The following is a 21,743-nucleotide window of genomic DNA, read 5'->3' on the forward strand; positions in this document are numbered from 1 at the left end:
CCAGGGGAGGGAGTTTTCTTTTCTGGAGATCAACGTGGAACGCTTCAAGGGAAAGACCGTCATCGTCACCGGGGCGGGGTCGGGCATCGGTGCCGCGACCGCGCGCCGCTTCTCGGAAGAGGGTGCCTCGGTCGTGCTGTGCGGCCGGACCAGCGACAAGTTGGAGGCGGTCGCCGGGGACTTGCCGGCCGAGCGCACCCTGGTCCATGCCGCCGACGTCGCCGACCGGCAGGCGGTCGAGAGGCTGGTGGATGCTGCCGTCGAGCGGTTCGGCCGGCTGGACGTGATGGTCAACAACGCCGGCATCGCGCCGACCGGCCCGATCACCGAGGCGTCGGTGGAGGACTGGCACGCCGTGATGGCGACCGACGTGAACGGCGTCTTCCATGGCTGCCGCGCGGCGGTGCCGCACTTGGTCAAGACGGGCGGATCGATCGTCAACGTATCGTCGGTGTCCGGGCTGGGCGGCGACTGGAACATGAGCTTCTACAATGCCGCCAAGGGCGCGGTGACCAACTTCACCCGGTCGCTGGCGCTGGAGCTGGGCGCCAAGGGCGTGCGGGTCAATGCGGTCAACCCGTCGCTGACCTTCACCGACCTGACCGCCGACATGAAGGACGACGCGGAGTTGATGGCCAAGTTCAAGGAACGGATCGCGCTGGGACGCGCCGCCGATCCGGAGGACATTGCCCCGGTGATCGCGTTCCTGGCGAGCGACGACGCCCGCTTCGTCACCGGAGTCAACCTGCCGGTGGACGGCGGGCTGAGCGCGTCGAACGGCCAGCCGCCCCAGGCTTGAGACGGGGACCTGAGACGGGCGCGTGACGCGCTATTCGGGGACGGCCATGCCACGCTGCACGGCGGGCCGCGACCCGATCAGGTCGTGCCAGCGCTTCAGATTTGGATACCTTTCGAACAGCGCCGGGGTCGTCTGGCCGGCAACGGCGACGAACGGATAGACCGAGATGTCGGCGATCGTGTAGTCGCCGTCTACGAGGTATTCGGTCCGAGCCAGCTGGGTCTCCAGCGCCTGGTAGCAGCGGTGCAGCTCGGACTTGAACAGCTCGATCGCGTAGGGAAGCTTTTCCGGGGCGCGGACCGAAAAGCGGAACATGTCGACCGAAGTCGGGCCGACATCGCTGACGCCGAAGGACAGCCAGTTCCATACCTCCGTGCGGGCGCAGCCCTCGCAGGGGAGGAAGCGGCCGCTCTTCTCCGCCAGATACTCCAGGATGGCGCCGGACCCGAAGACCCGACGGGGGGCGCCGTCGGTGTCGGGATCGATCATGGCGGGGATCTTGCCGAGCGGGCTGATCTCCAGGAACTCGGGCTTCAGATTGTCGCCCTGCATGAGCTCCACCCGGATGATCTCGTAGGGCAACCCGACCTCCTCGAGCATGATCGAGGCCTTGTGCCCATTCGGGGTCGGGTAGCTGTAGAGCGTGATCATCGCGCGGTCTTCTCTCCAAGCGGACTTGAACGGGCGTCTCCCGGCGCCCGCCTACCCCTATGTTTGGCCCAATTCGCCTCGGAAGGCCAGAGGCGAGGAGAGCCCGGGGCGTTCAGATCGCTTTGGAGTGCCGCATCGCCGCGGTGTCGAGGTAGGGGTCGAAGGCCGCGGCGACCGCTCGGACCAGGGGCCTGACCTCGTCCGGAACGGTGATCCGGTGACCGTCGATGCGGGCCAGCCCGTCGGCGGCGAGCGGGGCCAGCTTCTCCAGGTCCGGCTCGAACAGGTCGGAGGCGACGCCGTGGCGGGCCGCGACGGCGTCCAGGTCGACCGACAGGTCGCACATCAGCCGCTCGATCAGGTCGCGGCGCAGCCGGTCGTCGGCGCTCAGCCGCTTGCCCTTGACGATCGGCGGGCGGCCGGCGCGGACCGCCTCGGCATACCGCTCCATCGCCGGATCGTTCTGCACATAGCCGTCGGGCAGCGCGCCGATGGAGGAGGCGCCGAAGCCGATCAGCACGTCGGCTCCGTCGGTCGTGTAGCCCTGGAAGTTCCGCCGCAGCGTGCCGTCGCGCTGGGCGATCGTGATCGGGTCGGACTCCAGCGCGAAATGGTCGAGGCCGATCTGATGGTAGCCGTTGTCGTCCAGCACGGCCGCGATGGCGTCGAACTGCCTCCACCGGCCGCGGGCGTCGGCCAGAACGGATTCGTCGATCAGCCGCTGGTGCTTCTTCATCCAGGGGACATGGGCATAGCCGAAGACCGCCAGTCGCTCCGGCGTCAGGTCCATCACCCGCTCGGCGCTCTCCTCGCAGCTTTCGGGGGTCTGGTGCGGCAGGCCGTACATGAGGTCGAGGTTGATGTTGTCGATGCCGTTGCGGCGCAGCGCCCGGACCGCGGCGTCCGTCACCTCGAAGGGCTGAACCCGGTTGATGGCGGACTGGACGGTGGGGTCCAGGTCCTGCACGCCCAGGCTGGCGCGGTTGACGCCGGCGCGGGCAAGCGCCTCGGGGGCCTCGCGCGTCAGGGTGCGCGGGTCGATCTCGACCGCGACCTCGCAGCCGGGAACGAGATCGAAGCGGGCGCGCACATGGGCCATCAGCCGCTCGAAATCGGCCGCCCCGATCATGGTCGGGGTGCCGCCGCCGAAATGGATGTGGCGCACCGGCATGGTCCCGGGCAGCGCGTCGGCAACCAAGTCGACCTCCCGCATCAGCAGGTCCAGGTACTCGGCGATCGGATCGTAGCGGGCGACGATCTTCGTGTGGCAGCCGCAGTACCAGCACATGGACTTGCAGAACGGGACGTGGAAATACAGCGACAGCTCCTGCCCCGCGGGAAGCCCGCCCAGCCATGCCAGGTAGTCGCCCGCCTGGACCTGCGGGCCGAAATGCGGCGCGGTCGGGAAGCTGGTATAGCGCGGGACCCGGAGGCCGTCGTATTTGGCGATGAGATCTGCGTTCATGACGGCGAGACTGCGCGCCGATCGCCTGCCCCGCCTTGATTTGGGTCAAAAGGATCGAAACAGGCGGGGTCCGGGCGGTGTACTCCGGAAGCTCAATGACGCGGCGGCGCGGCCAGGATGGCGTCGAGATCGGCGGCGGTGAGGACCGGCGCGTCGATGACGGCGTCGAGCCAGCGGTCGAGGTCGGCGACACTCCCCGCGCGGATGCGGCGTTCGATCTCCTCCGGCACGGCGACGTGGCGGCGCTCGATCAGCCGGAGAAGCGTTTCCGCCCGCCCCTCGGCCTTGCCCTCTTCGCGGCCCTCGGCCTTGCCCTCCTCCAGACCCTGGGCGAACACCTCGCTGAGGTAGGGGTGTTCCTTGATGTTGAACTGGATCGCCATGGTCTCCAACTCCTCCTTGACGACCGGAGTCGCCTTGCGCAACTGGGACAGGATCAGCAGCTTGGCCGCGGCGTCCGCGCGCTCGCGCCGGGGCAGCGGAGCCAGGCGGGCCAGGATGCGCCGGACGCGCTCCCTAATATCGTCGCATCGGCACAGGATTGCCAGCACCGCGTCCTCCGGCGCCGGGCTGTCGAGCAGCGGCCCGGCGTCCAGGTCGGCGATGTAGCGCACCTCGTAGCGGAAGGTCAGGTTGGGGTGGCGGATGCCGGGCGGGCCGCCCTCGCCGCGCTCGCCGAGATGAAGCACCAGCTGGGTCACCGGGGCGCCGCCGTGGTGGCGGGAGATCAGGGCGTAGTATTCCAGCATGCGCCAGACCATGTCCTCGCGGCCGACCTGGAACTCCATGTGGAACAGGCCGCCGCCGTCCAGCTCGGCGACCATGTCCGGGCGGCGCTGGCGCACTGTCGAGAATTCAGCCGACAGGAAGCTGGCAACCCGGTCGCCGGCCAGCATCCTCAGCAGGGCCGGAGCGCCGGCCCAGACCAGTTCCTTGATCGTCGCGTCGTAGGTGTTCGCCATGCCCCCGCCCCTTGCCGCATGCCGGGGCATGCCCCGGCGGGCAATCCATCGCGGTTCTGCACGCGCCGGTCCATGCGGTGCGGTGACGCGGGGCGGCGGGATTCCGAGGCTGTCAGACCCTGCGGAGCGTCGGACGCCCAGTGGGATCGCGGTCCCGTTCCAGGTGCTCGCGCAGCAGCTTGATGTTGCGGCTGTTGGCCTTGAATCCGATGTCGAACAGGGTGCCGACCACTGGAATCGAGCCGACGGCCCAGTCGACGCCGACATTGCCCAGCATGCGCAGCACCGTGCTCCGGGGAACCCCGAGGCGGGCGGCCTGGAACACCAGGTATGCGGCGACCACGCCGGTGGCGCTGTCGCCGACCACCGGGAAGATGCTGGCGATGCCGTCCAGCCCGATCGGGATGCTGGTGCCCGGAATGCGCCAGCGGCTGTCCAGCAGTTCGGCCAGACGCTCCAGATGGGCGATCTGGGCGTCGCGGTCGCCGGCACTGTAAGCGGTGGAGGTCATTTCGGGTTACTTGTACTTTATGATGACGTAGATGGCGTGAATGATGCCGGGGATATAACCCAGGATCGTGAGAAGGATATTGATCCAGAAATGCAGACCGATACCGACCTGAAGGAAGACGCCGACCGGCGGCAGCAGGATGGCAAGCAGAATTCTAAGAACGTCCATTGATCAGCCTTTCGGATCTCTATTTCGTCATTGCAGCGTCAAAACACTATTTGGTGCGCTTCGTTCCTTCCGTCAGGATCTTGAAATCGACCCGGAGCATCCCCCGGCACCCGAAGCTTGCATGAATTTGCGTTGCTTGGTTCAATGGACCGGTCGTTCTCCAGCAGGAGGTCCTGATGCGCGTCCGCTCCGTTCCGACCGCCGGCCTTCTGGCCTCCACCCTCCTGCTCGGTCTCCTGGCGGCCTGGCCTTCGGGCGCCGCCCTGGCCCAGCGGCCGGTCGACCTTGAGTTGGTCCTGGCAGTGGACATCTCCGGCAGCGTCGACGAGGAGGAGGCCGCCCTCCAGCGCGACGGCTATGTGACGGCGCTGACCGACGACCGGGTTGTTTCCGCCATGGGCGGCGGGCCGTTCGGCGCCGTCGCAGTGACCTATGTGGAATGGGCGGGCGAAGACTATCAGCGGATCGTGGTGCCCTGGACCCTGATCGGCAACCGGGAGGAGGCCCGGAAATTCTCCGACGCGATCGGCACCGCCCCCTTGTCGACGGCGCGCTGGACCTCGCTGAGCGGCGCCATCGACCATGCCGCGACGCTGTTCGAGGGCAACGGCTTCGAGGGGGTGCGTCAGGTGATCGACATCTCGGGCGACGGCGTGAACAACCGCGGACGCCCCCCTTCCCTGGCCCGGGACGAGGCGGTCGCGGCCGGCATCACGATCAACGGCCTGCCGATCCTGAACGACCGGCCCAATCCCTGGGGCGGTCCGGCCCCGATCGACCTGGACCGCTATTACGAGGAGAACGTCATCGGCGGTCCCGGCGCCTTCTACATCGCCGCGCGCGACTTCGACGATTTCGCCGCCGCCATCCTGAGCAAGCTGATCCGCGAGATCGCAGGGGTGGGTTCCGGCGCCGGCTGAGAATGGTTGATCATACTAATCAATTCTTAGCCTCTGCCTCCTAGGGTCGCGCGAGAGGCTGGCGTGGGCTCATCCACGAGCCGGGTTGCCGGGGTGCGCCATGAAGGAACTGCGTTGCATCGTCTTCACCGAGCGCGAAGTCGTCGGTGCCGTCATCGACCGCCGCCGCAAGCGCGGCGAGGCCCTGCCGGCGGGGACGGTCGAGTCGGTCACGTTCAAGACCGGCGAGGCCGTCGAGACGGCCATGGAAATCAAGGACGACTACGGCAAGGTCACGACCGTCAACCTGCCGGAGGCGGAAGTCGCCGCCGCGCTGATCGGCTTCTGCATGGGCCGCAAGATCCCCCTGCCGGTCGATGCGGAGAAGACGCTCTATGTGATCAAGGACGCCGCCACCCTGATCATCACCATGAATTTCAACAAGGCGCCGCGGCTGGTCAGCACGGCGGCCGGCAAGAAGCGCCGCCCCGGGGGACCCGGCAAGGATCTCGTCCGCTCGCTTCTGTAGCCCTGGACCTTGGCACCGGCACCTTGACACCGGTGCCGGCCTGGGATTAGAACAAAAAGTGAACATTTTAGAACCTGCCGGCGGATTCAAGCACATGCCCGATCCATCCAAGGCTGCCAAGGCGGCGGCTCTGGCCGAATTGCGCGGGCGCATCCGGCGGATGGAGGGGATCGGCGGGGCCGACGGCGAGCGCCTGCTGCCGCTCGGCGTTCCGGAAATCGACCGCATGCTGCCGGATGGCGGGCTGCCGTTGGGCTGCCTGCACGAGATCGTCGGGGGTGGCGGCCCGCCCGGTGCCGCGGCCAGCGGATTCGGCGCCGCCCTGCTGGCCCGGATCGCCGGGCACCAGGGTCGCGGGGGGGATTCCGGGGGGTGCGGCCAGGTGGTCTGGATCACCCGGGGCGACGATCTCCATGCGCCGGGGCTGACGCCCTACGGCCTGATGCCCGACCGGCTGATCACCGTCCGCGCCCGGCGCGACGGCGACATCCTATGGGCGATCGAGGAATCCCTGCGCTGCCGTTCCCTGCGAGCCGTGCTGGGAGAGGTCGGCGACATCGACATGGTCGCCAGCCGCCGCCTTCAGCTGGCGGCCGAGAGCGGCGGCGTGACCGCGTTCCTGCTGCGCGGCGCCGGCCCCCGGCTGGCGGCGACCGCGTCGGTGACGCGCTGGAGCCTGAGGCCGGAGCCCAGCGTTCCGCATGCCGGCGAGCCCGGCCTGGGAGCACCCCGTTGGCGGGTCGGCCTGATCCGCTGCCGGGGCGGCCGGCCGGGAGAGTGGCTGGTGGAATGGAACGGCGCCGGCCTCACGGCGATACCGGACGCCGCCTCCATCCCGGAGCCTTCCTCAAGGCCGGTGGCCGGACTTGGGGAAGGCCCGGCGCTTCAGCGCAGTTCCTCCAGCGTCTGGTAAAGGCGCGCCCGGTCCTGGAGCGCGCCCTTCTCCAGGTCCATTTCCGCGATGGCCAGCTTGACCACGTCATCGACGCTGACGATGCCGCAAAGCACGCCTCGGTCGACCACGGGCACATGGAGGATGTGCCAGCGAGTCATGTTCTCCAGTACTTGGCGCACGGTGTCGTCGGGCCCGCAGGTCTTGACCGCCTTGGTCATGATCGAGCTGACCGGCGCGTCGAGCAGGTCGGCTCCGCTGAGATGCCGGATCCTGCTTTCGCGTTCGGCCATGGTGTAGACGATGTCCCGCACCGCGACGATGCCGTCGACATGCTTGCCGTCCTCGCTGATCACCACGCAGCCGACCCGGTGCAGCTTGAGCAGGTGGGCGACCTTGGAAATGCTGTCGTTCGGGCGCACCGTCACGACGGTCCGGCCTTTCAGGTCCAGAAAGGTGCTGATCTTCATGGCTGGTCTCCTTCCCATGACAGTGCGGTCACCGCCTTGTAAAACCAGAAATCATCGACGAATTGTCCGGCGATCCGCAACGCTCCATTACTGTAGGCTCATTGTTTCACCTCTTAATGGAAGAGGGTTTGACCTGGATCAATCTTCCAAAGACTACTCCTAAAGATATGAAGAACAAAAACGGGGCCGCTGAATCCGGGAAAGAAGGAACCGCCAGGAGAACCCGGTGAAGCCTCCGGCGGGAGGCATATGGAAATTTAGTTACAGAAGATCCGACGCCACGCTCAGATTCAACCAAGCCCGGCCTTGCATGGTTTCCTCGAAATAATACATTTTATCTTCATTTGTTAAATCATGATCGAGGTTGGGGATATGGTCAGACATCTGCGCAGGCTGCCGCTCTCCGCCAAGGTGACCGGCATCGCGCTCTTCTGCATGGTAGCGCTGACCGTCGTCATCGAAGTGGTCCTGCTCTCGGCGCTCCATGCCAGCCTCGGCAGCGACGCCACACGGCGGCAGCGGATCACGCTGGAGGTCGCATTCAACGAGGTTCGCGCCATCGGCACCGAGTACCAGCTGAAGGACGGGATGCTGACGGCCGGCGGCGTCACGCTGAACGGCAATCTCGACTTGGTGGACCGCGTACAGCGGCTGGCCGGCGGAGTCGCCACCATCTTCGCCGGTGATACCCGCGTGGCAACCAACGTGCTGAAGGCCGACGGCACCCGGGCGATCGGCACGAAGCTGGCCCAGGGGCCGGTGTACGACAGCATCTTCCGCGACAAGAAGGATTATTTCGGCGAGGCCGACATCCTGGGACGGGCCTATTTCACCGGGTACCGCCCGCTGCTGGACCGGAACGGCGCGGTCGCCGGAATCGTTTTCGTGGGCATCGCCAAGGACGATGTCTTCCATGCCTTCGACGAGACCATCACGACCGCCGCGCTCTATGTGCCGGTCGGCATGACGCTGTTCGGACTGGCGCTTTGGTTCTTCCTGAAACGGGCGATCCACCCGATCGTCAGGCTGGAACGGGCTGCCATCGCCCTGGCCTCGGGTGACGACCAGGTGGAGATCGTCGCGACCGAACGGACCGACGAGATCGGCCGGCTCGCGCGTGCCCTGCTCAACCTTCGCGGCACGGTCGGGGACGCCTTCGCCCGCCGGCAGGTGATCGAACAGCTCGACCTGCCGGTGATGACCGCGTCGGGCACCGACTTCCTGATCGAGTACATGAACCCGGCCGCGGTCGGAGCGCTCAACAAGGTTGCGCACAATCTGGCCATCCCAGTCGAAGGATTGCAAGGTCGCAGCATCGACGTGTTCCACCAGCGCGACCCGCAGCGCATCCGGGCGATCGTCTCCGATCCCAACCGACTGCCGCACCATGCCCGCATCCGGCTGGGCGACGACTGGATGGACCTGAACATCAGCGCGATGCGCAACGTCCGGGGCGAGTACAAGGGGCCGCTGCTGACCTGGCGCCTGATCACCGACCAAGTCACCGCGGCCGCCGATTTCGAAAAGTCGGTCGGTGCCATCGCGACCGCCGTCCGGGACGCCACGGCGAACGTCGAGCAGTCGGCGCGCACCACGTCGGAGCAGGCCTATACGGCATCCTCCACCGCCGAGGCCGTGGCCGACGCGGCGGGTGCCGCCACGGCGTCGGTGACCTCCGTCTCGGCGGCCATCGAGGAGCTGACCTCCAGCATCGATACCGCCCGCGGCGAGGCCAGCGCCACCACCGCCGCGATGGAAGCGGCCTCCCACGAGGCGCGCCGGACCAACGACATTGTGGTCAGCCTGTCCCAGGCGGCCTCCGCGATCGGCACCGTCGTGGACCTGATCGCCAACATCGCGGCGCAGACCAACCTGCTGGCACTGAACGCGACCATCGAGGCGGCGCGGGCGGGAGACGCCGGCAAGGGCTTCGCCGTCGTCGCCCACGAGGTCAAGTCGCTGGCGACCCAGACCTCCAAGGCGACCGACGACATCCGGCGCGAGATCGACCAGATCCAGGGCACCACGCGGGAGGCGGTGAACGCCATCGGCGCCATCGTCCAAACCATCCACGAGATGGGCGCCCGCGCCGGCGCCACCGCCGCGGCCCTGGAGCAGCAGGCCGCCGTGGCCATGTCGATCAGCCGCGATACCCAGCAGGCCGCCACCCAGACCATCGCGGTGAACACAGACATCCGCAAGATCTCCGAAGTCGCCACCCAGTCCGGGCAGGAACTGGCCGGCATGCTGACGGTGGTCCAGAGCCTGACGCAGAAATCCGACGAGCTTGGCGGCGCGATCGTCACCTTCGTCGAGCGGCTGAAACGCTGATCGGCCGGAGCGCCGGAGAGGTCAGTACCAGAGACCGGTCAGGCGGTGGCGCGGCTGCGCCGGGACGATGCGGAAGCGCCCGGCGACGGGCGCGCCGCCCTGCGCCAGGGCGTCGATCCCCGGCAGCGACGGCCGGCCGGGGAGCTGCCCGCGCAGATCCATCAGCCGGCGGATGCGCTCCTCCGTCGGCGGGTGGGTCCGCAGCAGCGACGGGCTGGGATTGCGCCGGTTCGGCATCATCAGCGACCCCCACAGGCCCCTGCCGTAGTGCTCCAGCTTCCTCAAGGCGCCCGCCAGCGCGAGGGGATCGCCAGTCAGCAGGGCGCCTCCCAGGTCGGCGTCGTATTCACGCGTGCGCGACAGCGCCAGCTGGAGCAAGGCCCCGATCGTCGGCGCCAGCACCAGCAGCAGGATCAGGCCCCACGGGATCGTGACGGCCCCGGCGATCAGCAGCGGCAGGTTGAACAGCAGGAGGATCTGCCCGAACAGCGACATCATGCGGGTCAGCCGGCTGACCGTGTCGGCCAACCCCATCAGCCACAGGTCGCCGTTGGCGATGTGGGTGATCTCGTGCCCCAGCACGCCGGCCAGCTCGCGGGCGCTCAGCGAGCGCACCAGCCCGTCCGTCACGGCGATCACGGCATCGCCGCGGGTTCCCATGGCGAAGGCGTTCAGCGTCGGGCTCGGAATCCAGTAGAGCTGAGGCGGACGCGGCAACTCCGCCCGCTCGGCCAGCTCGTTCAGGATCGCGGTGACCTTCGGCATGTCCCAGGCATGGACCGGCACGGCGCCGTACATGCCCAGGACCATCTGGGGCGACAGGCGCGGCGCGAAGGCAAGGCTGACGCCGCCGAGCACCAGCGCCCACAGGCCGCCCTCCGGCCCCGCGACGATCCAGCCGCAGGCGACCAGCAGCCCGATCATGCCGGCGAGCAGCAGGACCGTGTGCAGGCGGTTGGCCGAGCGATGGCGGCGGGAATTCGGCAAGGGAAGCGGCATGCGGCGGATTTCCGTTCCGGAGCGGGACGACCGGTCCCGACGGAGACGTCCTTGGAACCCGGCTCTCCCAAGACGTTGGAACGCCGCCGGACCGGGTCAATAACCCGAACGACCCCCTCAACCCCGCCGAGGGTTATACAAGCTCATGGCCTCCGGCATCTTCGCTTCCAGGGCCGCGATCCGAGAATCCGGCGCCGGATGGGTGGACAGGAATTCGGGTGCGCGCTGCCCGGCCGCCTGCATATTCTGCCAGAGCTGGACGGATGCCCGCGGATCGTACCCAGCGCGCGCCATGTTGAGCAGGCCGATGCTGTCGGCCTCCAGCTCCTGGTTGCGCGAATAAGGCAGGATCAAGCCGTACTGGATGCCGGCGCCCAGCAGCCCGGCAAGCTCGCCGGCGTAGCCGACGTTGCCGATCTGGAGCGCGGCGCCCAGAAGCTGCTGCCCCATGCTCGTGGCCTGCGCGGAACTCAGCCGCTCGCGGGCGTGCTCGGCCTGGTTATGGCCGATCTCGTGCCCGACCACGGCGGCGAGCTGGTCGACATTCTCCGCGATGGCGAACATGCCTTCGTAGACGCCGATCTTGTTGCCCGGAAGGGCGAAGGCATTGGCCTCCTTGCCCTGGAACACGACCATTTCCCACTGACCCGGATTCTCGCCGACGGCGCTCAGGATGTTGGTGCCGACCTGCTGGAGCGCACGCTGATAGGTGGCGTTCTTCGACACCGGCGTCTCCGACCGGATCTGCTGCCAGCTCTTCAGCCCGAGCTGCTGCACCTCCTCCGCCGAGACCAAGCCGAGGCCAAGGCCCGTCTGACCGGCGCCGACGCAGCCGACCAGCGCCGTCCCGCTCACCCCCACCAGCGCCACCATGAAGCCCCGCCGTCCCATGGAGCTGGATGATTCATGGTGATTTCCGGAGCCGTGGCACACACACATAGACGCTTACCCCCTGCAGTTCCTTGACTTACCGGATGGCGCCGGGCCATCGGCCCCATTGGATTGCACAACGGCGCGCCCTGCGCCAGTGTTCCGGCAAGGCCGAACGCCTGATCGGCATCATCGATGTGCGGCGAACCAAGCAAGTCAGGAAACGACTCCAAGGACGGGTCGAGAGAAATTATTTCCCGTTTATTATTAAATTAATCAAACTTTCGCCTATAAGGCATCATTCGACACATAGATCGGTCCGGCAGCCGAAGCATGGATTTTACCGCACCTGATTTGATCGCCGCCCTCGCGGCTTGCCGTGATTCCAAGCTGATCTCGGACCGCGCCACTGCCCATAATTTCACTTGGGACCAGCGCATAAGCGCCGAGCGCGTGGCGGCCTTCGAAGCATCCGCCACCTTTCCGGTAGCCCCTACGCCACCAGGGTTGCGCGACGCCTATCGCAGCTATTTCAGCGGGCATGTGGAATGGGATCCTGACGAGCCTCCCGGCCATACTTTCCAGAGCGTGAACGACGACGCCGGGCTTCTTCACCTGCCGGAACAACGAATCAGGCTGGTCCGCATGGAAAAGATCAAACCGACCCTCGACACGGCGGGGTTTACCGCCGACCAGCTCGGGCGGGCGGCGGCTCCCGCAGCAGCCATGCGGCGACGGCGCGGTATGGACGGCCTAGACGGCGGCTCGCGGTACCCCCCGCGATGCCGACGCGATCGCGGACGATCTGCCCGCGATCGGCGACGCCATCACCAATGTCCTGCGCCAGACCCTCCGCATCGCGACCGCCCTGCCGGTCGCCGCCTGAACGGTCGGGCCGGCCCTACTTCTTGCCCAACGCCTGCTGCCGGAGGGCGGACAGGGTCGTGCGGGTGCTGATCACCTCCGGGTCCATGCGCAGCTCGATCACCGCCGCCTTGCCTGACGCCACCGCCGCCTCGAACGCCGGGGCGAAGTCCTCCGTCCGCTCGACGGCGGCGCCGAAGGCCCCGTAGCTTTGGGCCAATGCCGCGAAGTCGGGGTTGGTCAGGGCGGTGGCGCTGACGCGGCCGGGATAGTTCTTCTCCTGGTGCATGCGGATGGTGCCGAACATGCCGTTGTTGAATACCAGGATGATCGGGGCGGAGCCGGTGTGCATGGCGGTCGCCAGCTCCTGCCCGGTCATCATGAAGCCGCCGTCGCCGACATAGCTGACGACCATGCGCTCGGGATGGACCAGCTTGGCGGCGACCGCGGCAGGGACCGAGTAGCCCATGGCGCCGCTGGTCGGGCCGAGCTGCCGGCCGGGACGGCGGTAGGTCAGGAAACGCTGCGCCCAGCCGGAGAAGTTGCCGGCATCGATCGTGACGATGGCATCGGCCGGCAGCCGGTCGCGCAGCCAGACCGAGACCGCGCCAAGGTCCAGCGCGCCGTCGTAAGGCGCCGGCTTCAGCCACTCCAGGAAGTCGCGCCGGCCGGCTTCGGCCCAGGCCCGCCAGCGGTCGGACTTCACGGGTTCCAGGCGGGCCAGCGCCGCGGCGAAGGCCGCCGGACCGGACTGGATCGGCAGGTCGGGCCGGAACACCCGGCCCAGTTCCTCGGCGGAGGCGTGGACATGGACCAGGGTCTGGCGCGTTTCCGGCAGGTCGATCAGCTCGTAGCCCTGGGTCGTCATCTCGCCCAGCCGGGCGCCGATCACCAGCAGCAGGTCGGATTCCCGGACGCGGGCCAGCAGCTTCGGGTTCGGGCCTGTCCCTAGGTCGCCGATCCAGGACGGGCTGGTGTTGTCCAAAACGTCCTGGCGGCGGAACGAGGAACAGACCGGCAGGCGGGAGGCCTCGGCGAAGCGCTTCAGGTCGGCGCAGGCCTTGTCGGTCCAGCCGCTGCCGCCCACCAGGACCAGCGGCCGCTCGGATGCCGCCAGCAGGTCGGCGACCCGTGCCAGGTCGTCGGCGCCGGGATGGGCCTGAACCTCCGTGTACCGGCCGGTAGGCGGGACGGCGACGCGGTCGCGCAGCATGTCTTCCGGCAGGGCCAGGACCACGGGGCCGGGCCGTCCCGACGTGGCGACGTGGAAGGCGCGGCTGACGAATTCCGGGATGCGGGCGGCATCGTCGATCTGGGCCGCCCACTTGGCGACCGGCGAGAACATGCGGCGGTAGTCGATTTCCTGGAACGCCTCGCGCTCCGCCTGGTCGCGCGCCACCTGGCCGACGAACAGGATCATCGGCGTGGAGTCCTGCATGGCGGTATGGACGCCGATCGAGGCGTTGCAGGCGCCGGGTCCTCTGGTGACGAAGCAGATGCCCGGCCTTCCGGTCAGCTTGCCGGCCGCCTCGGCCATGTTGGCCGCCCCGCCCTCCTGCCGGCAGGTGACCAGATCGATGTCGGGAGCGTCGTGGAAGGCGTCGAGCACGTCCAGGTAGCTTTCGCCCGCGACGCAGAACGCCCGGTCGGTGCCATGGACGCGTAGCGAATCGACGAGGATCTGCCCACCTGAACGGGGCTTGGAAGTGCTCGACATGACCTATCCTGGAAGTGACGGAACCGTTTGCGAAGGGCTGGGAGTTTCGATCCCTCCGCCCGGCTTGTCAACGCCGCCCCCATAACCCTATTGCATTCCGGCGTGCCCGGCGCTTATCTCCCCGCTGACCCAGCCACAACTGAAGCCACCGGGGAGGGTTCCCGAATGGTCAAACTGACACGCGATCAGGTCATCCAGATCTGCGGCCGCCTGGACGACATGCGCATAGCCAGCATCATCGGCACCGGGGCGACGGCGGCCGAGCTCACCGAGGCCCGGACGTGGCTCGCATCGGACGACTATCTCGGCGGCGATCTCGGCAAGTCGGCGAACGGACGCGTCGCCCGGCTGGTCGAGCTGCTGCGCACGGACGAGGCCGAGTGGGACGACCGCTGAGGGCCGGGAGCCGAGGGCCGAGAGCTAGCCGGCCTTGCGTTGCTCCAGGGCCTTGAACGCGTTGGTGAAGCCTTTGAACGAGATCTGCGCCGCGATCCGCTGGTCGGGCGGGATCTTGAAGGCCACGACGCCGCGCGTGCCATTGCGGAACATGGTCAGCACCTGGTCCCGCAGGGTGGCCCGGACGAGGCAGAAGTTGGGATTGCACTCCTGGATCGGCATTTCCAAGGCCGGGCGGGCGTCGATCTGGAGCACCATGCCCGCTTCCTTGACCGCCTGGGGCGCCAGGTTGAAACCCAGCGACGGCGTGTCGACACCGGGCCGGAAATAGACGGCCACGCTCAGCAGCCCCAGGTTGGTCTCGCTCGACACCACGTTCTGGGTGATGATGCATTTCGGCAGGCCTTCCGGGGCACGGTCGGCGCATTGCAGCTTCCAGTCTTCGAACCGCTTCTCCTCCGCGGCATCGGCCGGGCCGGCGGCGGCGAAGGCCGCCAGGGCGAGCAGGGCGGCGCCGAAACGGGACCGGATCTTCGGAACCATGCAAATCCTCCTTGAAGCGCCCGCGGGTCAGGGGCGCCGGCGATGCCTGCCGGCACGATAGGCGCTGGACCCGCGGCTGGACAGAACCCATAGTTCGAGTGACATGGTGCACGCAACGTTTAAGGTGAGCGGCCGGTGGCGATTAATCGGACTTTGTCGGGATGCGCGGGCGCCGCGCTCGCTCTCTCCCTTGGTCTCGGGCTGGGTTTCGGTTCGGGATCGGCGGCGCTGGCCGCGAAGGACGAACTGGTGATCGGCGCGGTGCAGTTCCCCGGCACGTTCCATCCCAGCATCGACGCCATGGCGACCAAGAGCTACATCCTGGGCGCCGCACGCCGGCCCTTCACCACCTTCGACCAGGACTGGAAGCTGATCTGCCTGCTCTGCACCGAGCTGCCCAGCCTGGAGAAGGGCACGGCGGTCGAGGTGACCCGGCCGGACGGCACGCGGGCGATCGACGCCACTTTCACCATCCAGCCCGGCGCCACCTGGGGCGACGGCAAGCCGCTGACCACCCGCGACGTGCTGTTCACCTGGGAGGTCGGGCGCCACCCCCTGAGCGGCGTCACCAACGCCCAGCTCTTCTCCAAGGACATCGTCGGCATCACCGCCGTGGACGACAAGACCTTCACCGTCCACTGGGACAAGTACCGGTGCAGCTACGATTCGATCAACGACCTGCTGGTACTGCCGGAACACCTGGAACGCCCCGTATTCGAGGCCGATCCAGCCCAGTACCGCAACCGGACGCTCTACGACACCGATCGCACCAATCCGGGCCTCTATTTCGGCCCCTACAGGATCAGCCGTGTCGAATCCGGCGCCTACGTGGTGCTGGAGCCGAACCCGACCTGGTGGGGGGAGAAGCCCGGCTTCGGGCGGATCGTGGTCCGGACCATCGAGAACACCTCGGCGATGGAGGCCAACCTGCTGTCCGGGGAGGTCGATTACGTCGCCGGCGAGGTCGGGCTGTCGATCGAGCAGGCGCTCGCCTTCGAGAAGCGCCACGGCCAGCGGTTCAAGGTCGTCTACCAGCCGGGGCTGTTCTTCGAGCATATCGACCTGAACCTCGACAACCCGATCCTGGCGGACGTGCGGGTCCGCCGGGCGCTGCTGACGGCGATCGACCGGGACGCCATCTCCCGCCAGCTGTTCGGCGGCAAGCAGCCGGTGGCCCATACCGGGGTCAATCCGCTGGACCGCTATTACAGCGAGGACTTCACCCGCTACCCGTTCGACCCGGCCGCCGCCGTGAAGCTGCTGGAGGAGGCGGGCTGGACCGAGCTGCGCGGGGGCGTCCGGCACGACGCCGCCGGCCGGCGGCTGAGTTTGGAATTCCAGTCCACCGCCGGCAACCGGACGCGCGAGCTGGTCCAGCAGGTTCTCCAAGAACAGTGGCGCAAGGTCGGCGTCGAGGTCAGGATCAACAACCAGCCGGCCCGCGTGCTGTTCGGGGAGACCCTGCGCGAGCGCAGGTTCCCGGCCATGGCGATGTTCGCGTGGCTGAGCGCGCCCGAGAACATCCCGCGCACGATCCTGCATTCGACCATGATCCCGACGCCGGAGAACGGCTTTTCCGGCCAGAACTATGTCGGGTTCCGCGACGCCGAGACCGACAGGATCATCGACGACCTGGAGGTGACCTGCGGCGAGGCCGAGGCGCGGCCCCTATGGACCCGGCTCCAGCAGATCTACGCGGAGCAGCTGCCTGCCCTGCCCCTCTATTTCCGGTCGGACAGCTACATCATGCCCCCTTGGCTGGAAGGCGTGCGCCCGACCGGCCACCAGTACCCCTCCACCCTGTGGATCGAGCAGTGGCGCTCGAAGTAAGGCCGCCGGGAATGGGCCGCCGCTGATGCTGCGCTTCGTGGCTGTCCGGCTGCTGGAGGCGCTCGCCGTCCTGCTGATCATGTCGTTCCTGATCTATGGGCTGATCGGGCTGATGCCGGGCGACCCGATCGACCTGATGATCAACGCAGACCCGAACCTGACGGCGGCGGATGCCGCGCGCCTGCGCGAGCTGTACGGCCTGGACCAGCCGATCTGGCAGCGCTACCTGAACTGGCTGGCCGCGGCGCTCCAGGGGGACCTGGGATATTCGCGGCTGTTCTCCCGCCCGGTGCCCGAAGTGCTGGCGCCGCGCCTGATGAACACCTTGCTGCTGCTGGGCATCTCGTTCGTGCTGTCGCTGGCGATCGCCATTCCACTGGGTGTCTTCGCCGCCCGGCGGCCCCATGGCGTTGCGGATACCGCGATCAATTTGGCCTGTTTTGCCGGGATCTCCGTGCCGCCGTTCTGGCTGGCGCTGCTGTTCATCATCCTGTTCGCTGTCGTGCTGGGGGTGCTGCCGGCCGGCGGGATGGCTCCGGTCGGCGGGACCGGCGGGCTGTGGGAGCGCCTGCCCTATCTGGTGATGCCGGTCGCCACCCTGACGCTGGTCAGCGTCGGCGGCTATACCCGCTTCGTCCGCGCCGCCGTGATCGAGCAGCTTCGGCAGGACTATATCCGCACCGCCCGCGCCAAGGGCGTGCCGGAGCGGTCCGTGGTCTGGCGCCATGCCCTGCGGAACGCCCTGATCCCGGTCGTCACCATCGTGGCGCTCGGGTTCGGAACGCTGTTTTCCGGCGCGCTGGTGACGGAGACGATGTTCGCGTACCTGGGCATGGGCAAGCTGATCTATGACTCGATCCTGGGCAACGACTACAACATCGCCCTGGTCGGCCTGCTGCTCGCCACGGTGATGACGCTGGCCGGCAACCTCCTGGCGGACCTGGGCTATGCGGCACTCGACCCCCGCATCACCTTCACCGAGACGCGCACGTGACGGCGTGGCGGCGCTTCCTGCGGTTTCCGGCAGCGGTCCTGAGCCTGGTGATCCTGGTGCTGCTGGCGGGGGCCGCCCTGGCGGCGCCGCTGATCGAATCGGCGCTGGGCGTCGATGCCAACGCGGTCAGCCTGTTCGACCGCTTCGCCCCGCCCTCCCCGCGGAACTGGCTGGGCACCGACGAGCTGGGCCGCGACGTCCTGGTCAGGCTGCTGTATGGCGGCCGGGTGTCGCTGTTCGTCGGGCTTGCCGCCGCGGTGGCCTCCGCCGTGGTCGGGACGGTCGTCGGGCTGCTCGCCGGCTTCTTCGGCGGGCGGCTCGACGGGCTGCTGATGCGGGTGACCGACGGGGTGATCGCCTTGCCGCTGCTGCCCCTGCTGATCGTGCTGGCCGCCGTGGACCTGGGCAAGCTGGGAGTGCCGGCCGGGCTGGCGCAGTCCGATCAGGTCAGCCTCTACCGGATCATCGTGATCGTCTCCCTGGCCGGCTGGACGACGGTGGCACGGCTGGTCCGCGGCGCCGCGCTGAGCGTCCGGCAGCGCGAATATGTCCGGGCGGCCACCGCGTTGGGGGCCGGGAACCTGCGGCTGATGCTGGTCCATGTCCTGCCCAATGTCGCTTCGCCCATCGTGGTCGCCACGACGCTGTCGGTCGGCAACATCATCCTGCTGGAATCGGTGCTGAGCTTCCTCGGCCTGGGCATCCAGCCGCCGCTGCCGAGCTGGGGCAACATGCTGACCAACGCGCAGGAGCTGATCTGGTCCGCGCCGATGCTGGCGATTTATCCAGGGCTGCTGATCTTCGTGACCGTGATCGCCTTCAATTTCGTCGGCGACGGCTTGCAGGACGCGCTGGATCCGCGGGCCGACGCTTCGCGGCGGTAAGGGTTTCTCGCTCCCGAATGCCTTTGGATTGACACTTTTCCGGCCCGGCAAACGTTGAGAGGCTTGAAGCTTCGGCGACAGTCGAGCCAGAGGGAAAAGGAGCGCGTCTGATATGGGGCGGAAGACGATCAATCCCCCTGTCTTCTGGGGAGCGAGCCTCATCATTGTGGCCTTGCTCGCAGTCGGCATCATCTATCCGAACGAGTCGGAGGAAATGTTCGCCTCCGTCCAGTCCTCGATCATCGAGGGATTCGGATGGCTTTATATCTTGTCCGTCGCGGCCTTCGTCTTCATTTGCATCTACCTGGCCTTGAGCCGGTCCGGCAACCTGAAGCTTGGCCCCGACGACTCCGAGCCGGATTTCAGCTATCCGTCCTGGATCGCCATGCTGTTCGCGGCGGGAATGGGCATCGGGCTGATGTTCTTCGCCGTGGCGGAGCCTATCCAGCACTATGCCACGCCGCCGGAAAGCGAGCCGCTGACGATGGAGGCGGCGCGCGAGGCGATGGTGATCACCTTCGTCCATTGGGGCGTCCATGCCTGGGCGATCTACGCCATCGTCGGGCTGTCGCTGGCCTATTTCAGCTTCCGCTACAATCTGCCGCTGACGATCCGCTCCGGCCTCTATCCGCTGTTCAAGAACCGGATCAACGGGCCGATCGGCGACGCGGTGGACATCTTCGCGATCTGCGGGACTCTGTTCGGCATCGCGACGTCCCTGGGTTTCGGCGTGCTCCAGATAAATGCCGGTCTGAACTATCTGCTGGACTGGCCAGTCGGGCTGTCGGTGCAGATCCCGCTGATCGCCGTGATCACCGCCCTGGCGACGGTATCGGTCGTAACGGGGCTGGACGTCGGCATCCGCAGGCTGTCGGAGTTGAACCTGATCTGCGCCATACTGCTGATGGTGTTCGTGCTGGCGGCCGGTCCGACGACCTTCCTGCTGAAGGCCTTCGTCCAGAACATCGGCACGTATCTGGACCATTTCTTCATGAGGACCTTCACCCTCTATGCCTACGAGCCGCGCGGCTGGCTGAGTTCCTGGACGCTGTTCTACTGGGCCTGGTGGATCGCCTGGTCGCCCTTCGTCGGCATGTTCATCGCGCGGATCTCGCGCGGACGGACGGTGCGCCAGTTCATCGGCGGCGTGCTGTTCATCCCGACGGGCTTCTCGTTCCTGTGGATGACGGTGTTCGGCAATACCGCCATCTCGCTCGACATGGGCGTGGCGGCCGGGGCGATCACCCAGGCCGTCTCGGCGGACGTGTCGGTGGCGCTGTTCCAGTTCTTCACCTACCTGCCGCTGCCGTCCGTCACGTCCACCCTGGCGGTGCTGCTGGTGGCGATCTTCTTCGTCACCTCGTCGGACAGCGGATCCATGGTGATCGATACCATCGCGGCCGGCGGGGCCGAGAACACGCCGTTGTGGCAGCGGGTCTACTGGTGCTCCCTGGAGGGTATCGCGGCGGCACTGCTGCTGCTCGCCGGCGGGCTGACAGCGCTCCAGACCATGACGCTGATCAGCGCCCTGCCCTTCACCTTCATCATGATCATGCTGGCCGCCGGCCTGATCCGGGGAATGCAGGCGGACCTGGCCAGCGGCAGCACGGCTCCCGCCGCCGTGCCGGCCACGGGGCTGTCATGGCGCCAGCGGCTGGAACTGAGCCTGCATACTCCCCATCGCGACGACGTCGCCCGGTTCCTGACCGGCACCGTGTCGCCGGCGCTGGAGATGGTCGCCCAGGAGATGCGGGGACGCGGCCTGACCGTGACGGTGGGCGCCGACGGGGACGACGGCATCGCGCTGACCGTCCCGGCGACGGAGGTCAGGAGCTTCGTCTACGGCGTACGGCCGATACGGCAGCTCCTGCCGGCCTATACGGCGGCGGAGGCGGCCTCGACCGAGGAGCGGCGGCCGCACAGCTGGGCGGCGCGGACCTTCTTCTCGGACGGAAGCCGGGGATACGACGTGATGGGCTTCACCCGCGACCAGATCGTCAGCGACGTGGTGGCGCAGTACGAACGCTACCAGGCGCTGACCCAGTCGAAGGCGACCGCGCTCTACATCACGTCGCCCGATCCGGCATAGGGAGGCCGAAGACCGGATAGAGCGAAGCGGCACCCGACACCCACTCTCCGGTTTTGTCGGCTGCCGCTTCGCTTTGGCAGACCTGCGGAGCTTCACGGCAAGGCGGAGACCGTCACGGCGTGGAAGGCGGCTTCCGCCATCATCCCCGGAGGGAGGCCTGATAGCGGCCCCATCCCGCGGAGCGCAGTTCGCAGGCCGGGCAGGTGCCGCAGCCGTAGCCCCAATCGTGCCGGGTGGCGCGGTCGCCGAGGTAGCATGTATGGGTGTCCTCGACGATCAGGTCCACCAGCGCCCGGCCGCCGAGCCGGTCGGCCATTTCCCATGTCGCCGCCTTGTCGATCCACATCAGGGGCGTGTGGACGACGAAGCGCTGGTCCATGCTGAGGTTCAGGGTGACCTGGAGCGACTTCAGCGTGTCGTCCCGGCAGTCCGGGTAGCCGGAATAATCCGTCTCGCACATCCCGCCGACCAAGTGCCTGATGCCGCGGCGGTAGGCCACCGCCGACGCGAAGGTGAAGAACAGCAGGTTGCGGCCGGGCACGAAGGTGCTGGGCAACCCGTTCTCCTGGTAACGGATTTCCGCCTCGCCCGTCAGCGCGGTGTCGCTGACGGCGCCCAGGACGGACAGGTCCAGCATGTGGTCGTCGCCCAGGCGGGCGCTCCAGTCCGGCATCCGGGAAGCGAGTTCTTCGCGGAAGCGTGTCCTGCATTCCAGCTCGACCCGGTGGCGCTGGCCATAGTCGAACCCGATGGTTTCCACATGGGCGAAGCGGTCCAGGGCCCAGGCGAGGCAGGTCGCGGAATCCTGCCCGCCGGAGAACAGTACCAGCGCCTTTTCGTCCGTCATGCTTCCCCCGGAAATGTCTGAGATGGTGGCTGC

21 protein-coding genes are annotated in these 21,743 nt (G+C 67.6%); 10 read left to right on the forward strand and 11 right to left on the reverse strand.

Annotated elements, in window-relative coordinates:
• Window positions 1–34 precede the first annotated feature (34 nt).
• On the forward strand, window positions 35–799 hold the full coding sequence (locus JL100_RS15970) for an SDR family NAD(P)-dependent oxidoreductase (protein ID WP_202681311.1): 765 nt from the start codon (window positions 35–37) through the stop codon (window positions 797–799).
• 30 nt (window positions 800–829) lie between these two features.
• Here JL100_RS15970 and JL100_RS15975 read toward each other — a convergent pair whose 3' ends face one another.
• From JL100_RS15975 to JL100_RS15995, 5 genes are all read right to left on the reverse strand, one after another.
• Window positions 830–1,450: a glutathione S-transferase family protein gene (locus JL100_RS15975; RefSeq protein WP_202681310.1), complete on the reverse strand. Its 621-nt coding sequence runs from the start codon at window positions 1,448–1,450 to the stop codon at window positions 830–832.
• A 112-nt stretch (window positions 1,451–1,562) separates the two neighbouring features.
• Window positions 1,563–2,915: an oxygen-independent coproporphyrinogen III oxidase gene (gene hemN / locus JL100_RS15980; RefSeq protein WP_202681307.1), complete on the reverse strand. Its 1,353-nt coding sequence runs from the start codon at window positions 2,913–2,915 to the stop codon at window positions 1,563–1,565.
• Window positions 2,916–3,007: 92 nt separating this feature from the next.
• Window positions 3,008–3,877, reverse strand: coding sequence for an RpnC/YadD family protein (locus tag JL100_RS15985; protein ID WP_202681305.1), 870 nt, complete (start codon window positions 3,875–3,877; stop codon window positions 3,008–3,010).
• A 112-nt stretch (window positions 3,878–3,989) separates the two neighbouring features.
• A complete protein-coding gene (locus JL100_RS15990) occupies window positions 3,990–4,388 on the reverse strand; it encodes a DUF4112 domain-containing protein (RefSeq protein ID WP_202681303.1) in 399 nt (132 codons plus the stop codon).
• A gap of 6 nt (window positions 4,389–4,394) precedes the next feature.
• Window positions 4,395–4,556 (reverse strand): YqaE/Pmp3 family membrane protein, encoded by a 162-nt coding sequence (locus JL100_RS15995; protein ID WP_202681301.1) that lies wholly within the window; start codon window positions 4,554–4,556, stop codon window positions 4,395–4,397.
• 176 nt (window positions 4,557–4,732) lie between these two features.
• Between JL100_RS15995 and JL100_RS16000 the strand changes: the two genes are divergently transcribed.
• The 3 genes from JL100_RS16000 (at window position 4,733) to JL100_RS16010 (ending at window position 6,897) form a co-directional block, all read left to right on the forward strand.
• On the forward strand, window positions 4,733–5,476 hold the full coding sequence (locus tag JL100_RS16000) for a DUF1194 domain-containing protein (protein WP_202681299.1): 744 nt from the start codon (window positions 4,733–4,735) through the stop codon (window positions 5,474–5,476).
• Between the two features lie 100 nt (window positions 5,477–5,576).
• Window positions 5,577–5,984, forward strand: coding sequence for a hypothetical protein (locus tag JL100_RS16005; RefSeq protein WP_202681297.1), 408 nt, complete (start codon window positions 5,577–5,579; stop codon window positions 5,982–5,984).
• A 94-nt stretch (window positions 5,985–6,078) separates the two neighbouring features.
• On the forward strand, window positions 6,079–6,897 hold the full coding sequence (locus JL100_RS16010; protein WP_202681296.1) for an ImuA family protein: 819 nt from the start codon (window positions 6,079–6,081) through the stop codon (window positions 6,895–6,897).
• Here JL100_RS16010 and JL100_RS16015 read toward each other — a convergent pair.
• The gene (locus tag JL100_RS16015) at window positions 6,870–7,346 is read right to left on the reverse strand and encodes a CBS domain-containing protein (protein ID WP_202681294.1); all 477 of its coding nucleotides are present in this window, start codon (window positions 7,344–7,346) and stop codon (window positions 6,870–6,872) included. The two genes, JL100_RS16010 and JL100_RS16015, sit on opposite strands and share 28 nt — an antisense overlap.
• 372 nt (window positions 7,347–7,718) lie before the next feature.
• Here JL100_RS16015 and JL100_RS16020 point away from each other — a divergent pair, with 372 nt between their 5' ends.
• Window positions 7,719–9,677 carry a methyl-accepting chemotaxis protein gene (locus JL100_RS16020; protein WP_202681293.1) on the forward strand — a complete coding sequence of 653 codons (1,959 nt, stop codon included), beginning with the start codon at window positions 7,719–7,721 and terminating at the stop codon, window positions 9,675–9,677.
• A gap of 21 nt (window positions 9,678–9,698) precedes the next feature.
• On the opposite strand, the gene JL100_RS16025 is transcribed toward JL100_RS16020, so the two are convergent.
• The 3 genes from JL100_RS16025 to JL100_RS16035 form a co-directional block, all read right to left on the reverse strand.
• Entirely contained in the window at window positions 9,699–10,676 is a 978-nt protein-coding gene (locus JL100_RS16025; protein ID WP_202681292.1) for a zinc metalloprotease HtpX, read from the reverse strand.
• A gap of 117 nt (window positions 10,677–10,793) precedes the next feature.
• Entirely contained in the window at window positions 10,794–11,567 is a 774-nt protein-coding gene (locus JL100_RS16030; RefSeq protein WP_202681289.1) for a M48 family metallopeptidase, read from the reverse strand.
• Window positions 11,568–12,447: 880 nt separating this feature from the next.
• Complete coding sequence (locus JL100_RS16035) at window positions 12,448–14,127, reverse strand: thiamine pyrophosphate-binding protein (RefSeq protein ID WP_202681288.1); 1,680 nt, start codon at window positions 14,125–14,127, stop codon at window positions 12,448–12,450.
• A 165-nt stretch (window positions 14,128–14,292) separates the two neighbouring features.
• Here JL100_RS16035 and JL100_RS16040 point away from each other — a divergent pair, with 165 nt between their 5' ends.
• Window positions 14,293–14,523: an SAM domain-containing protein gene (locus JL100_RS16040; RefSeq protein ID WP_202681287.1), complete on the forward strand. Its 231-nt coding sequence runs from the start codon at window positions 14,293–14,295 to the stop codon at window positions 14,521–14,523.
• Between the two features lie 24 nt (window positions 14,524–14,547).
• On the opposite strand, the gene JL100_RS16045 is transcribed toward JL100_RS16040, so the two are convergent.
• Window positions 14,548–15,066: an invasion associated locus B family protein gene (locus tag JL100_RS16045; protein WP_202681286.1), complete on the reverse strand. Its 519-nt coding sequence runs from the start codon at window positions 15,064–15,066 to the stop codon at window positions 14,548–14,550.
• A 135-nt stretch (window positions 15,067–15,201) separates the two neighbouring features.
• Between JL100_RS16045 and JL100_RS16050 the strand changes: the two genes are divergently transcribed.
• The 4 genes from JL100_RS16050 (at window position 15,202) to JL100_RS16065 (ending at window position 20,863) form a co-directional block, all read left to right on the forward strand.
• On the forward strand, window positions 15,202–16,896 hold the full coding sequence (locus JL100_RS16050; protein ID WP_228420741.1) for a peptide ABC transporter substrate-binding protein: 1,695 nt from the start codon (window positions 15,202–15,204) through the stop codon (window positions 16,894–16,896).
• A gap of 25 nt (window positions 16,897–16,921) precedes the next feature.
• Window positions 16,922–17,890 (forward strand): ABC transporter permease, encoded by a 969-nt coding sequence (locus JL100_RS16055; RefSeq protein WP_202681285.1) that lies wholly within the window; start codon window positions 16,922–16,924, stop codon window positions 17,888–17,890.
• The gene (locus JL100_RS16060; RefSeq protein WP_202681284.1) at window positions 17,887–18,774 is read left to right on the forward strand and encodes an ABC transporter permease; all 888 of its coding nucleotides are present in this window, start codon (window positions 17,887–17,889) and stop codon (window positions 18,772–18,774) included. Before JL100_RS16055 ends, JL100_RS16060 begins: the two co-directional genes overlap by 4 nt.
• 166 nt (window positions 18,775–18,940) lie before the next feature.
• A complete protein-coding gene (locus tag JL100_RS16065; protein WP_407696861.1) occupies window positions 18,941–20,863 on the forward strand; it encodes a BCCT family transporter in 1,923 nt (640 codons plus the stop codon).
• Window positions 20,864–21,002: 139 nt separating this feature from the next.
• On the opposite strand, the gene queC is transcribed toward JL100_RS16065, so the two are convergent.
• The gene (gene queC, locus JL100_RS16070; RefSeq protein WP_202681282.1) at window positions 21,003–21,710 is read right to left on the reverse strand and encodes a 7-cyano-7-deazaguanine synthase QueC; all 708 of its coding nucleotides are present in this window, start codon (window positions 21,708–21,710) and stop codon (window positions 21,003–21,005) included.
• Window positions 21,711–21,743 lie beyond the last annotated feature (33 nt).

The organism is Skermanella mucosa (genome assembly GCF_016765655.2).
Taxonomy (GTDB): domain Bacteria; phylum Pseudomonadota; class Alphaproteobacteria; order Azospirillales; family Azospirillaceae; genus Skermanella; species Skermanella mucosa.

What these genes read in the sequence shown, in the direction of transcription:
- JL100_RS15975 (WP_202681310.1), bottom strand. Translation starts at nt 1,450, where the DNA reads ATGATCACGCTCTACAGCTACCCGACCCCGAATGGGCACAAGGCCTCG.
- hemN (WP_202681307.1), bottom strand. Translation starts at nt 2,915, where the DNA reads ATGAACGCAGATCTCATCGCCAAATACGACGGCCTCCGGGTCCCGCGC.
- JL100_RS15985 (WP_202681305.1), bottom strand. Translation starts at nt 3,877, where the DNA reads ATGGCGAACACCTACGACGCGACGATCAAGGAACTGGTCTGGGCCGGC.
- JL100_RS15990 (WP_202681303.1), bottom strand. Translation starts at nt 4,388, where the DNA reads ATGACCTCCACCGCTTACAGTGCCGGCGACCGCGACGCCCAGATCGCC.
- JL100_RS15995 (WP_202681301.1), bottom strand. Translation starts at nt 4,556, where the DNA reads ATGGACGTTCTTAGAATTCTGCTTGCCATCCTGCTGCCGCCGGTCGGC.
- JL100_RS16000 (WP_202681299.1), top strand. Translation starts at nt 4,733, where the DNA reads ATGCGCGTCCGCTCCGTTCCGACCGCCGGCCTTCTGGCCTCCACCCTC.
- JL100_RS16005 (WP_202681297.1), top strand. Translation starts at nt 5,577, where the DNA reads ATGAAGGAACTGCGTTGCATCGTCTTCACCGAGCGCGAAGTCGTCGGT.
- JL100_RS16010 (WP_202681296.1), top strand. Translation starts at nt 6,079, where the DNA reads ATGCCCGATCCATCCAAGGCTGCCAAGGCGGCGGCTCTGGCCGAATTG.
- JL100_RS16015 (WP_202681294.1), bottom strand. Translation starts at nt 7,346, where the DNA reads ATGAAGATCAGCACCTTTCTGGACCTGAAAGGCCGGACCGTCGTGACG.
- JL100_RS16020 (WP_202681293.1), top strand. Translation starts at nt 7,719, where the DNA reads ATGGTCAGACATCTGCGCAGGCTGCCGCTCTCCGCCAAGGTGACCGGC.
- JL100_RS16025 (WP_202681292.1), bottom strand. Translation starts at nt 10,676, where the DNA reads ATGCCGCTTCCCTTGCCGAATTCCCGCCGCCATCGCTCGGCCAACCGC.
- JL100_RS16030 (WP_202681289.1), bottom strand. Translation starts at nt 11,567, where the DNA reads ATGGGACGGCGGGGCTTCATGGTGGCGCTGGTGGGGGTGAGCGGGACG.
- JL100_RS16035 (WP_202681288.1), bottom strand. Translation starts at nt 14,127, where the DNA reads ATGTCGAGCACTTCCAAGCCCCGTTCAGGTGGGCAGATCCTCGTCGAT.
- JL100_RS16040 (WP_202681287.1), top strand. Translation starts at nt 14,293, where the DNA reads ATGGTCAAACTGACACGCGATCAGGTCATCCAGATCTGCGGCCGCCTG.
- JL100_RS16045 (WP_202681286.1), bottom strand. Translation starts at nt 15,066, where the DNA reads ATGGTTCCGAAGATCCGGTCCCGTTTCGGCGCCGCCCTGCTCGCCCTG.
- JL100_RS16055 (WP_202681285.1), top strand. Translation starts at nt 16,922, where the DNA reads ATGCTGCGCTTCGTGGCTGTCCGGCTGCTGGAGGCGCTCGCCGTCCTG.
- queC (WP_202681282.1), bottom strand. Translation starts at nt 21,710, where the DNA reads ATGACGGACGAAAAGGCGCTGGTACTGTTCTCCGGCGGGCAGGATTCC.